Source organism: Ensifer adhaerens (assembly GCF_020035535.1).
Taxonomy (GTDB): domain Bacteria; phylum Pseudomonadota; class Alphaproteobacteria; order Rhizobiales; family Rhizobiaceae; genus Ensifer.
On the sequence record NZ_CP083351.1, the window covers coordinates 344,361 to 357,036 of the forward strand.

The 12,676-nt window shown below is 60.0% G+C and carries 10 protein-coding genes and 1 pseudogene; 10 read left to right on the plus strand and 1 reads right to left on the minus strand.

Annotation, left to right across the window (positions count from 1 at the left end):
- Window positions 1–18 precede the first annotated feature (18 nt).
- Window positions 19–972: a dihydrodipicolinate synthase family protein gene (locus tag LAC81_RS36300; protein WP_223731010.1), complete on the minus strand. Its 954-nt coding sequence runs from the start codon at window positions 970–972 to the stop codon at window positions 19–21.
- Window positions 973–1,232: 260 nt separating this feature from the next.
- On the opposite strand from LAC81_RS36300, the gene LAC81_RS36305 reads away from it, so the two are divergent.
- From LAC81_RS36305 to LAC81_RS36350, 10 genes and pseudogenes are all read left to right on the plus strand, one after another.
- Window positions 1,233–1,802: a CGNR zinc finger domain-containing protein gene (locus tag LAC81_RS36305; RefSeq protein ID WP_223731011.1), complete on the plus strand. Its 570-nt coding sequence runs from the start codon at window positions 1,233–1,235 to the stop codon at window positions 1,800–1,802.
- Between the two features lie 3 nt (window positions 1,803–1,805).
- Window positions 1,806–2,712, plus strand: a pseudogene (locus LAC81_RS36310) (cyclase family protein).
- 415 nt (window positions 2,713–3,127) lie between these two features.
- Window positions 3,128–4,105 carry a LysR family transcriptional regulator gene (locus LAC81_RS36315; RefSeq protein WP_223731012.1) on the plus strand — a complete coding sequence of 326 codons (978 nt, stop codon included), beginning with the start codon at window positions 3,128–3,130 and terminating at the stop codon, window positions 4,103–4,105.
- Between the two features lie 2 nt (window positions 4,106–4,107).
- Window positions 4,108–5,067, plus strand: coding sequence for a LysR family transcriptional regulator (locus tag LAC81_RS36320; protein WP_223731048.1), 960 nt, complete (start codon window positions 4,108–4,110; stop codon window positions 5,065–5,067).
- 149 nt (window positions 5,068–5,216) lie between these two features.
- On the plus strand, window positions 5,217–7,277 hold the full coding sequence (locus LAC81_RS36325; RefSeq protein ID WP_223731013.1) for a hydantoinase/oxoprolinase family protein: 2,061 nt from the start codon (window positions 5,217–5,219) through the stop codon (window positions 7,275–7,277).
- Complete coding sequence (locus LAC81_RS36330) at window positions 7,277–9,049, plus strand: hydantoinase B/oxoprolinase family protein (protein WP_223731014.1); 1,773 nt, start codon at window positions 7,277–7,279, stop codon at window positions 9,047–9,049. Before LAC81_RS36325 ends, LAC81_RS36330 begins: the two co-directional genes overlap by 1 nt.
- A 20-nt stretch (window positions 9,050–9,069) precedes the next feature.
- Window positions 9,070–9,894, plus strand: a complete 825-nt coding sequence (locus LAC81_RS36335) for an NAD(P)-dependent oxidoreductase (protein WP_223731015.1) — start codon at window positions 9,070–9,072, stop codon at window positions 9,892–9,894.
- A 72-nt stretch (window positions 9,895–9,966) separates the two neighbouring features.
- Complete coding sequence (locus tag LAC81_RS36340; protein WP_223731016.1) at window positions 9,967–10,962, plus strand: ABC transporter substrate-binding protein; 996 nt, start codon at window positions 9,967–9,969, stop codon at window positions 10,960–10,962.
- A 28-nt stretch (window positions 10,963–10,990) separates the two neighbouring features.
- A complete protein-coding gene (locus LAC81_RS36345) occupies window positions 10,991–11,800 on the plus strand; it encodes an ABC transporter ATP-binding protein (protein ID WP_223731017.1) in 810 nt (269 codons plus the stop codon).
- 11 nt (window positions 11,801–11,811) lie between these two features.
- Window positions 11,812–12,645: an ABC transporter permease gene (locus LAC81_RS36350; RefSeq protein WP_223731018.1), complete on the plus strand. Its 834-nt coding sequence runs from the start codon at window positions 11,812–11,814 to the stop codon at window positions 12,643–12,645.
- Window positions 12,646–12,676 lie beyond the last annotated feature (31 nt).

Here is a 12,676-nt window from a genome sequence, read left to right on the forward strand (position 1 = left end):
AATTCTTGATATTTAGGTTTAACGCCCAAGACCGCTGGCCAGGAATGCCTGTTCGGTAAGCGCTCGCTCGTCGGGTGTCAGTTCCAGTAGCGGTCGCCGAACGTATCCGCCTGTTTGGCCAAGAAGCTCTTGCCAGTACTTCGAATGCGCGTGCGGTTTTTCGAGAGGACGAGATTTGCTAAACGCCCTGCGAACCGGCTCCAGGCTGTCGCGGATAGCGCGCGCCTCGTCGATTTTGCCTGCAAGCGCCAGGTCGGTGTACTTCCGCATTCGCAGGTCATTCTTTGTCTGAAGGAGATACGGCGGGGACGAGCAGAGATACAGCTTCCAATCGAGCTCGGTGATGTTGTCGAACCACTCTGCCTCCGATGCGGTGCTGACAAGGATGCGGTCTCCCGCCAGCCTGGTCAGCTCTGAATACATCGGCCTGGGGACGCTGTATTTGATGGCGACGATGTTCTCGATATCGGCGAGTTGTGAGCAAAGCTGCGGGGAAAGAAGGTAGCCGCTATCCGGGTGGCTCCACAGCGCGATCCCGATATCCACTTTTTCTGCGATAGTGCGGTAGTACTCGTAGACGGTCTGTTCTTGAGCGTGGTGGAAATGAAGGATCGGTGCATGGACGACGATGTAATCTGCGCCTACGCGCTGGGCGTGTTTGGCGAGATCGATGACCACATCCATGTTTTGATCCGAACATGACATGATCGTCTGCGCCCGTCCGGCGCACGCGTCGACTGCAATCTCGAAGCTTCGCTTCCTTTCTTCCAGGGACATGGAAAAGAACTCGCCCTGTTTTCCGGCAACAAAGAAGCCGTCAATCTGCAGGTCACTTATCCAGTGCTCATAGTTTCTGCGCACCCCTCCCTCGTCGACAGTGTGATCGGCCTTAAAAGGCACGAGTGCAGCGGCCCAAATGCCCCGCATCGTCTGGCGCGAGTGGCTCTTGGCGTCCTTCTTCTCATACTTCATGGAATCTATGTCCGATTTTGAACTGCAATGAATGCGTTCATTTGACAGGACCGGCAGTTATAAGACAACGATAAGTATTCTTATTAAATAAGAATAGAATCATATAAATGTAAAGGCGGCTGCACTTCCCAGTCTTTGGAGCGCGAGTTCCGCCAGTGGTGGGTGGATTAGCGGCGATTGCATCTCGAACGCTTATTGCAGAGCGCTTCTCCGGGATTGCGCCGCTTGATTGCGCAGTGAACACCTGTTAAACAGGTTACATGTCTAGCCGTTTCAAATTTGAATTCATTGCAGGCGGCCCAGCGCTCAACTTTGTTGACACGTTCGGCAATCGTGGTGGGGAGGGACGGGAGCGCCTTGTAAGCGTAGCTGCCTTCGGCGAATGGCTGGCGCGGGCGGGGCTGTCGGACGGGACGCCACGCATGCCGGCGGACACGCATCTTGACGACGCGCGGTCGCTGCGGGAGGCAATTTTCCGGTGCTGCTTATGCGTTATCGAGGACCGGCCCATGGGGCAGGGGGACATTGGTCAGCTGAACCATGCGGCCGCGAAGATGCCTCTCAGGCCGCAGCTTCAGGATGGCGGCCTCTTTCTTGTCGGTGCAAATCCGGTGGAAGCTGCTCTTTCGGTTTTGGCGGAAGATGCCATCGATTTGATCGCCTCGCCCCGCCGTGCGCGCATTCGGCAATGCCCCGGATGCGCAATGGTATTCGAGGACACCTCGCGGCCGGGCAAGCGACAATGGTGCTCATCAGCAAGCGGATGCGGCAACCGCGCGAAAGTTCGTGCTCTCAGAGCGCGTCGTGTTTTGGGTCAAAAGGACGTGTGATCTATGGTGGAGAAGAGAGTTTGCTTCGACTTTGAGGTCGAGTTTTCCAACGGTGGCGGCATCCAGGGGCAGGATTTTCGCCTTGATATCGAGGGCGACGACATCGACGATGACGCGCTTGCTACCTATATCATTCGAGATATGCGTCTGCTGATGGTGGGGGAAGTACGTATCCTCAACAAGCAGATCATCGAAGAAAAGCACAAGCGCACCGCAAGTGCTGACGTGGCGATCACGGACAAGCACCCGGCCCAAGTCTTTGTCGATCTCAGTCATACGATTGAAAGCGGAATCATCACGTACAAGGGGCTGCCGGCGCCGATAATCTGTGATCATCTTTCGCGCCTCAAGTCCCGGGAGATTTACTCGGACGGAACGGAGTTTCAGATTGGGCGCATCGATATGGTCGCCAATACCGGAACCTACATTGACGTCCCCTTTCACCGATACGCCGAGGGACATGATCTCGCCGGGCTCGGGCTTGAGCGGGTGTCCGATGTCCCCGGGGTCGTCGTCAGGGTCGTCGGAGCGGCCGAGCGCGTGATCGACTGGCATCATTTCGTACCTATCAAATGTCGCGGCCATGCCATTCTGATCCACACGGGCTGGGACCGCCACTGGGGTACGGACAGCTATTTCGAAGGCCACCCGTTCCTCACGGAGAAGGCCGCTCTTTACCTGCGTGACCAAGGTGCTCATTTGGTCGGAATCGATTCTCTCAACATCGATGACACGTCATGGGGGGACGCGGCCCGTTCATTCGGTTCTGCTTGGCTTCGGCATACCAATTGTCGAGCACATGACGAACCTTGGTGCGCTGCCGCTCGACGGCTTTCGCTTCCGCGCCGTACCGCCGAAGATCGCCGGCATGGGGACTTTTCCCGTGCGGGCCCACGCCGTCTTCGTATGATTGACGGCGCCAATCTACATCAACTGAACATGGATCGAATCGAGGCGGGAGGCATTTATCGCTTCCCGCCTCCGCCAACATCATAACGGCCATCTGGAGCTCGCTGCGATGCGGCATAACCCGGCGGGCTGGTGCCGGCGGCGGTGCATGTGCAGGAGCGAACGGATCGAGGAAAACAGGCTTGCGGCAAGCTGCAAGGCAGCACCGCAGGCGACGGCTATCTGCGGCAGGATCAGCCATTCGCGCGTCCAAGCGGCACCGGAACGCACGGTGCCGGTCTTTGTTCTTGACGTTGGGCAAGCTTGCAATCCAATTTCAGCTTGCCTAAAGGTCCGTAATCCATGACGGATAGTGCATCGGGTTTTTGCTTAAAACGCGGCATCCCAGCCCGCTTCGAAAGCGTCGCGTCGATGTGTTGATTTGGGAGAAGACCATTAATCTCAAACAGCTCCGGTACTTCGTGAAGGTGGTCGAGACCGGGAACATTACCCGGGCGTCGGAAAGAATGAACGTCGCGCAGACCGCTCTTGGTCAACAGATCAGACAATTGGAACAAGGCCTGGGCGTTCAACTTCTCGAGCGCCATTCGCGTGGGATTTCCCTTACCGAGCCGGGAGAGGTGCTTTATCGGCATGCGCTCGCCATCCTTTCCTCGATCGACCTTGCACGCCAGGAAGTTATTGCCTCCGGCGCACAACGGCGGGAAGTCGTCAATCTCGGCGTCACACCCAGCATTCAGGCTTTGATCGGACCGGAACTCCTTTTGGATGCACGTGCAGAGATTCCGCACTTTTCATTTCGCATCGTCGAAGAACTGAGCTTCATTCTGGTCGACGCCCTGCTTCGCGGTGAACTCGATCTCGCGCTTGCCTATGAATTCCAGAAACGTCCGGAGGTTTCCGCCGTGCCGCTGATGGAGGAGGAATTGCTTTTCGTGGCAAGTGCCGGCTCTTGCGTGCTGGAGGAGCCGATCTCCTTCGAAGCTGCGATCCGCACGAATTTGGCGCTGGTCAGCGACCGCGATATCATTTGGCGCATGGTCCATGACGAGGCACGCCGGCAAGGGATCCCCGTGAATATCGCCTTTGAGGTGCAGTCGATGCCCGCAATCAAGACGTTGGTCATGCGCGGAGCTGCAACGAGCATCGTGCCTTATGGTGTGGTGGCGGAGGAAATCCAGCAGGGGCTGGTCGTCGCTTGTCCGATCTGCGAACCGACGTTGAAGCGCACATTGTTTCTCAACCGGAAAACCGGTGCGTCGTCGTTTATCCAGGAAAAGAGCCTGTTTGCCTTTCTCGACAAGATGATCGACCGGCTCACCGAAAGGATGGGGCCGTATGGAAGGCGGATCGGCAGGGACGCCTTCCAGCAGCGGGGGGAGATAAAACCATAAACCTGCGGCAGCTTCGCTATTTCGCAATGGTGGTCAAGACCGGTGGCATGTCGCATGCGGCTGCGCGGCTGAAGCTTGCGCAGACCGCCATCAGCATCCAAATCCGCGATCTTGAACGGGAAATCGGCGTTAGCCTGTTTGAGCGACATTCGCGCGGTGTCGCGCCGACGAAGGCCGGCGAGATATTGTACGAACGCTATAACGAACTCGAGCGCTTTCTCGATCGCACGCTCAAGGACGTTCAGGCGGCGGCCGGCAGCGTCGCGCCGCGGCCTTTCATCATCGGTCTGACGCCGAGCCATATGCGCCTTGTCGGCGCCGACGTGCTGATTGCGGCGGGGGCAAGGCTGCCCGCAACCTCGCTCAAGTTCGTCGAAGAGCTGAGCTTCGCCCTTATCAACGCCCTGGAGCGCCGGGAAATCGACGTCGCCTTCGCTTATGACGTGGAAGGCCGGTCTGGCCTCGTCCGCGAAGCGGTGATCGAGGACGAACTGCTGTTCGTCACAGCGCGCGCAAAAACCCTGGACGAGAGCCCGATTTCCTTCGCAGATGCCCTATCGGAGGAGCTTTTCTTCGCCGGCGAGCGAGGCATCGTAACCCTGGTCCGTCGCATGGCGCAGCGCCTGTCGCTGGAGCCACGCATCTCATCCGACATGCAATCGGTGCCGGCGATCCGGGCGCGTATCACCGAAGGCGGCGCTAGTCTTCTGCCCTATGGCAGTGTTGCTGACGGCGTCAGCCGGGGCATCTTCGCCATCCGCAGGATAGAGCGCCCCGTACCGAGCCGGACGCTTTACATGGTGAGCAGGCGTGAAGAGCGCTCGCCTCTGGAAGACGAATTGATAGGCCCGTTCCTGAAGGAAGTGGTTGGCCATATCTGCCGCGCTTCGGCGCCTTACGCCATCATCGTCGACCCACGTTTCAATGCCGCAGTGCCTCTTTCCGGCCCTGTCAAGCCATAGTGAAAAACTTATAGCTCGCCGCTTTTAACGGTTTTGGACAGGCGTCCTTCACGCCACTAGGTTTGCCCCATGACAAATCTGGCCGGCCGGAAAGAGGCACCTGCCTCTTCCAGGTATCGGCCATCTGGATGGTATCAGGGAGCTGCTGCATGGGAGGCTATCGCGTCACCGTCGATACGGGCGGAACGTTTTCAGATTTCGTCTATCTTGATGAAACGACAGGGGAAACGTCGATTTCCAAGGTTCCATCCACCCCCGACGATCCGTCGCGGGCAATCCTTTCCGGAATAGACATCCTTCTGTCGCGCGGCGTTCAGCCGGATGACGTGAACTACTTCTGCCACGGCACGACGGTCGGTACCAACGCTCTTCTGGAGGGTAAAGGTGCAAAGACTGGTCTGCTCGTGACCAAAGGGTTTCGCGGTATCTATGAGGTGGGAGAGCAGGCCCGTCCGCACGGTTCGGCAATTTTCGACATTCTCTATGAAAAGCCTGCGCCGATCGTCTTGCCGTCGCTGACGGGTGAAGTCGTGGAACGGGTGGTGCATGACGGCAGCGTTCTTGAAAGTCTCGATGAGGCGGCACTCCGCGAAACACTCGGCGAACTGCGCGGCCAGGATGTCGAATCCGTCGCCGTCTGCCTGCTCTTCTCCTTCCTTCATCCGGGCCACGAAGAGCGCATCCGCGAGATTGTTCGTGAAGAGCTGCCGGATTGCGAGGTTTCGCTTTCCTGCGAAATCGTGCCGCAAATTCGTGAATATCACCGCCTCAGCACGACGGTGATCAACGCCTATTTGCAGCCGGTCCTTGCCCGCTACATCGCGCGCCTTGCCGACCGGCTCGAAGAGGCCGGTGTGAAGACGCCGCAGAAATACATCATGCAGTCGAACGGAGGCATGGCGACCTTCGAGGCGACGGCCAAGAAGGGTGTTTCGACCGTGCTCTCGGGGCCCGCCGGTGGCGTGACAGCCAGCGTGGCCATGGCGCGCTCGAGCGGTCACGGCGATATCGTCACCTTCGACATGGGCGGCACCTCCTGTGATGTGGCGCTGATCAAGAACGGTACGGCCGTGATCGCCAATCGCGGCAAGGTCGAAGGCCGCGATATTGCAATCCCGATGATGGACATCAACACGGTCAGCGCCGGCGGCGGCACGATCGCTGAAGTCGACCGCTTCGGCGTCCTCCAGGTCGGGCCGGAAAGCGCCGGCGCAATTCCAGGCCCGGCCTGCTACAGCCGAGGAGGCACCAAGCCGACCATCACCGACTGCAATCTGCTGCTCGGCTATCTCTCGGAGGAGAACTTCCTCGGTGGAAAGATGCGTCTCGATGCCCGGAAGGCGCGTCAGGCGGTCGAGACCCACGTGGCCGGGCCACTCGGCATGGATGCGCTGGAGGCGGCGGAAGGGGTCATCCGCATCATCAACGTCAAGATGGAAGAGGCGATTAAGGCCATCTCGACCACGCGTGGCCATGACTTGCGCGATTTCATGCTGCTGCCTTTCGGTGGTGCCGGTCCCCTCCATGCAGGCCGCATGGTACGCGAACTTGGCATGGCCGGCTTCATCGTGCCGCTGCATGCCGGCGTCTTCTCGGCCATGGGGCTCGTCATGTCCGACGTGACCCATGACTACGTCCGATCGCGCCTGATACCGCTCGATGGTTCAGCGTGCGGCGAGCTTGCGGCAATCTTTGCCGGCATGGAGGCGCAGGCGCTTGCCGATCTCGCGGAGGAGGGTTTCCCGGCCGACCGCATCCGTCTCCAGCGGGCCCTGGACCTGCGCTATGCCGGGCAAGGCTATGAATTGGTGGTTCCTCTCGGCGGGATCGGCGACGGAGAAGATCTCGCGCGAGTGCGCGAGGCTTTCGATGCCGAGCACGAGGCCATGTTCGGTCACAAGGCCGCGCAAGAGGCCGTGGAGATCGTCTCGTACAGAGTGAAGGCGGTCGGTCTCTTGCCGCCGGTTCATGCCAGGCGTTACCAGCCGAACGGTGGAACGCTGGCCGATGCCTGCCTCGGTCAGCGGTCCGTCCGGTTCGACGGCGAATGCCTCGATTGCTCCGTCTATCAGCGCGAGCGCCTTGATGTCGGGCTTGCCTTCACCGGACCGGCAGTCGTCGAGCAGTTCGATTGCACGACGGTCATCCTGCCCGGCCAGCAGGTTCGGGTTGACGAGTTCAAAAATCTCATCGTAACGGAGGTCGCGTGATGCTTCAGCGCAACGTTTCGCTCGACAACAAGCCAACGGCCGTCGAACTTGAAGTGATCCGTGCCAGCCTCGGCGGCATCGTGCAGGAGATGCAGAACTCGCTGTTTCGCACCGGGTTCTCCACCATCATTCGCGAATCGCAAGATGCTTCCTGCGCCCTACTCGACGCCACTGCCGCGATCATCGCCCAGCATGTGGTGCTTCCGTTGCACATCGGCGCCTTTCCTGCCTGTACGCAGGCAGTTTTGCGTACCTTCGGCGATGATATCGCGCCCGGTGACGCTTTTCTCATCAACGACCCTTACGAGGGCGGCAGCCCGCACGCGCCGGACATGGCGGTCATCACGCCGCTGTTCTTCGGCCAGACGCTGGTCGCGTTCTGCGCCAGTATCGCGCATAAGGGGGATATAGGTGGGCCGGTGCCGGGGAGTTGCTCCGGTCAGGCGCGCGAAGTCTTCAATGAAGGGCTGCAGTTGCCGCCGGTGCGCTACCAGCGCAACTTCCTGCCCTTTGGCGACGTCGAACGGATTATTGCCGCCAACAGCCGCACACCGGAACTGGTGCTTGGCGACATCCGTGGCCAGCTTGGTTCTGCGCGCCTCGGCGAGCGCCGGCTTTGCGCGCTCCTGCAGAAGTTCGGTCTTACCAAATGCACGGCCGCCTTCAACGAGCTGAGCGAGATCGCCGAGCGGCGGATACGCGCGGTCATCGAGACCTGGAAGGATGGTGTTTTTGAAGCCGAGCGCTTTGTCGACGACGACGGCGTCGACTTGTCGAAGCCCGTACGCATCCATGTCCGGGTGGAAAAGAAGGGAGACGCGCTTCGTTTCGATTTTACCGGGGCGGCAGATCAAACGCGAGGGCCGGCCAACATCCGCCCTCCGCTCGTCCAGGCGGCCTGTGCCTATGCGCTGATCTCACTGGTCGATCCGAACATCTTCATCACAAGCGGCATCCTGCGCTCGTTCAGCATCGAAACTCGCCCGTCCAGCGTGCTGAACCCACGCTATCCGGCGCCGGTGAATACCTATAATCCCACGGTGCACGCCGTCGTCGATGCAATCTTCGCGGCGCTTGGGCAAGTGGTGCCGGAACGCTCGCGCGCCGATGGCTGCGGCAGCCGCTCGATCATCTTGGGCGGCCGCCAAACGAATGCCGGCAGCAGCTATGTTCAGTACGAGATCGTCGGCGGCGGCGCCGGCGCCCGTTCCACCCGCGACGGTGCCTCGGGAACGACGGTCAACCAGAGCAACGCGAAAATCGCGCCGGTGGAGATCATTGAAAGCGAGTTCCCAACCCGCCTGCTTGCCTTCGAGCTGATCCGCGATTCCGGCGGTGCCGGCAAGTTCCGTGGCGGTCTCGGCATTCGGCGCAAATATCTCAACCTTGCCGATGCCCGCTTCTCCATCCGGTCTACGAAGCACGTCATTCCGGCCGAGGGTTACTCCGACGGCCTGTCCGGCCGCACCGGCGATATCCGGATCAATCCGGATGGAGAAAGCTGGAAGCGCCTGCCATCCCGTTATGCGGATTATCCGCTGCAGGCAGGTGATGTGTTCGAACTCGAAACCCCCGGCGGCGGCGGCTATGGCGATCCGCTGACACGCGATCTGGCATTGGTGCTGGCAGATGTCCGGCAAGGATATGTCTCCATCGAGGCGGCAGGGCGCGACTATGGCGTGGTGCTGGTGAAAGGGCCCGATGGTCCGCAACTCGATGTGGAAGCGACGCAGCGGCTGCGCACCGTGCGGTCCAAGGCCGGCGCGGCTTGAATTAGATCAGGAGGAAAATGATGGATGCAATTGTGAATACCAAGCCGAAAGCCGGTGTCATCGGCCTGGGCGCCATGGGCTACCAGATGGCTCGCCACCTGAAGGAAAAGGGTTTTACGGTCTCGGGCTATGACGTATCGGCCGAAGCGACCACCAAGTCTGAGGCAATCGGCATTCCCACCCGAACCGATATCGCGGCGGTCGGCAGCACCTCCAACGTCGTCATCGTCATGGTGCAGACCGACAAGCAGGTCGTCGAGGTCATTCGCGAAGGTGGGCTTCTCGCATCGCTTGCCCCCGGATCGGTCATCTGCATCGCAAGCTCGATTGCCCCGGTGACCTGCCGGCAACTCGAAAGCGAAGCCGCCGAAAAGGGTGTCGGCGTTCTCGATACGCCGGTGGTGCTTGGTCAGGAGGCCGCCGACAATGGAACCTTGACGGTGTTTGCCGGCGGCGAGGCGAATTGGCTGGAAGCTGCCCGCCCCGTCTTGTCTGCCTTCAGCGGCAATATTTTGCATATAGGGCCCAGCGGTACCGGGCAAATCGCCAAGACGGCCAACAACATGCTGCTTTGGGCGTGTATTTGCGCGAACTTCGAAGCGCTCAGCCTTGCCAGAGAACTCGGCGCAAACGTACCGACGCTGGTCTCGGCGCTGATGCATTCGTCCGGCGCCAACTGGTCGCTGTCGCGTTGGGGAAAAAGCACGGGCAAGTGGGCCGAGAAGGATATGGATGTCGCCCTGGATCTGGCTCAGAGCGTCAAGCTGCCGCTGCCGCTAAACGGTCTCGTCGACCAGCTCATGAAGTCCATGAACAAAGAACGCATGCAGAGCCTGTTGAACTGAAAACCTGGCTATGTCCCTTACCCACGGTTCGGGGGAGCCGGGGACGGGCAAGTCGAAACCTGGGAGGAGAGCATGAGGAATTTTCTGAAAACAGCATTGGCGACAGGTCTGACCCTGCTTGCCGGTGTCCTGTCGCCGGCAGCGGCGAAGGAAGCCCTGACCAAAGTGAACGTCGCCTATGACGGCTTCACCATGACCAGCGCACCGATCCAGTACACGCTTGCAAAGGGCCTGTTCAAGAAACACGGGCTGGACGTCAATCTCGTCTTTGTCGAGGGTGGTTCCGTGCTGACGCAGGCCCTCGTGGGCGGCTCGATCGACATTGCTCAGAACGGCTACACCCCTTCAATTTCAGCCGCCGTCGCCGGGGCGGATGTGGTCATCATCGGTAGCATGGCCAACAGGCTGCCGTTCCAGCTTGTCGTCGATCCGTCAATTCAGACGCCCGAGGATTTGCGTGGGAAGAGCATTGCCATCAGCAAGTTCGGCTCCTCGACCGATACCGCGCTCAAGTTCGCACTGAAATCGCTCGGACTTGAAACGACGGACATCAATATCCTTCAGCTTGGCGGCGAAGGCACGCGCGCGGCCGCCTTTGCTACGCATCAGGTTCAGGGGCTGATGTCGCAATATCCGCGCACGCAGGAGATGGTCGATGAGGGCTCGAAAATGCTCGTGGACGTGACCGAGATCATCAAAGACTATCCGAATACGGCCTATGTCGCCTCGCGGAACTACCTTTCCTCCCACCCCGACGTGGTCAAGCGCTTCTTCATGGCGATCGGCGAAGGGCTTCATGATTTCCGCGCCAATCCCGCCGAGGCAATGGAGACGACGGCGTCGTTCCTGAAGCTTGAGAAAGGGCCGGCGGTGGAGCAGGCGTTCCGCTTCTATTCGGAGAAGGTGTTCCCGCAAGACCTCAGACCCTCGATGCCCGGTGTCGCCGCCGTTTTGGCCGAACTCGCCAACACCATGCCGGCAGCCGCCTCCGTCAAGCCGGAAACGATCGTCGATACGACGACCCTTGATGCGCTCGATAGCGAAGGCTTCTTCAAGGCGCTCAACTGAAACGGCACGCAAAGCAGGAGGAGAAACCATGTCGCAGACAACGCCGGTCAAGTTGAGGGCCGATAACGTCAAGTTGAACTATTACAATCAACGCACTAAGCGGGATTTGAACGTACTGGACGGCATCGACTTCAGCATCAGCGAGGGCGAGCTCGTCAGCATCGTCGGGCCGAGCGGCTGCGGAAAATCGACCTTTCTTGCTGCGGTCGACGGGCTCGTTTCGATCGACGGCGGCAAGATACTGATCGACGGTCGGGAAGTGACGAAGCCAGGCCCGGATCGCGGCCTCGTCTTCCAGCAGGATTCGCTCTTTCCTTGGCGCACGGTGCAACGCAACGTGTCCTATGGTCTGGAAATCCAGAAGGCCGCCGACAAGGAGGAAATCGCACGGCGCGCACGCACGTTCGTCGATCTCGTCGGGCTCGCCGGCTTCGAGGACAGCTATCCCAACGAACTCTCCGGCGGCATGCGCCAGCGTGTCAACATCGCCAGGGCCCTTGCGGTCGATCCGGAACTGCTGCTGCTTGATGAGCCTTTTGCCGCGCTCGACGCGCAGACCCGCGAATTCATGCAATTCGAGTTGCTGCGCATTCTCGACCGAGCGCAAAAGACCGGGCTTTTCATTACCCACCAGATCGACGAGGCGATCTTTCTTTCCAACCGGGTGATCGTGTTCTCCGCACGGCCGGCGAAGGTGAAGGAGATCGTCGAGATCGACCTGCCGAAGGAGCGAACGCTCGATTTGAAGCACACGCCGCGCTTCATGGAGATCTTCCGCCATATCTGGCGGCTGATCGAAGAGGAAAGCACCCGCATGGGTTTGCTGCGCGTACAGTGAGGGGGAACGAGATGACATCCGTGGCCGAAGAACGAGAAATCCCGAGACGGCGCAAATCCGAGTTCACCATCTATGAATTCCTGGTGCGCAATGAAAATGCCCTGCTGGGCGGCGTCACCCTGATCGCAGCGCTGCTGTTGTGGGAGGCGGTCGTCAGCTTCGGCTGGGTCAACCCGCTGTTCACAAGCTCCCCGAGCCGCATCATCGCGACCGGCTACAAGATGTTTGCCGACGGCAGCATCTATCCGCATCTGACGATCAGCGGACTGGAGCTGTTGGTCGGCTACGGTCTTTCGATCATCGTCGGCGTGCCGCTCGGCATCCTGATGGGCTGGTATCGTCGCTTTGATGCGGCGCTCGATCCGATCATTTCGGCGCTCTATGCCACACCGCGCATCGCACTCCTGCCGCTGATCATGATCTGGTTCGGTATCGGGCTCGGCTCGAAGTTCGCGATCATTTTCCTCAGCGCCGTGTTTCCGATCCTCATCAACACGATCGCCGGCGTCCAGACTGTCGAGCGCGACTATGTCAAGGTCGCCCGGTCCTTCGGTGCGAGCGACCGGCAGATGTTCCTGACCGTCGCCTTTCCCGCCGCAGTTCCCTTCCTGCTGACAGGGTTGCGCCTTGGCCTCGGTCACGCGCTGATCGGCATCGTCGTCGGCGAGATGTATTCGGCTCAGGCCGGTGTCGGCTACCTCATCTCCGTTGCCGGCGCGACTTTCCAGACGGATCTGGTGATGTTCGGCATCATCCTGATCGCAACGGCGGGTGTGATCCTCACCAATCTACTCAGAATGATCGAGCGCCGGTTCGACCGCTGGCGGACGAACAACAAGCTTTGATTTCCCGGCCGGCACGGATGGCCGGCTGGAT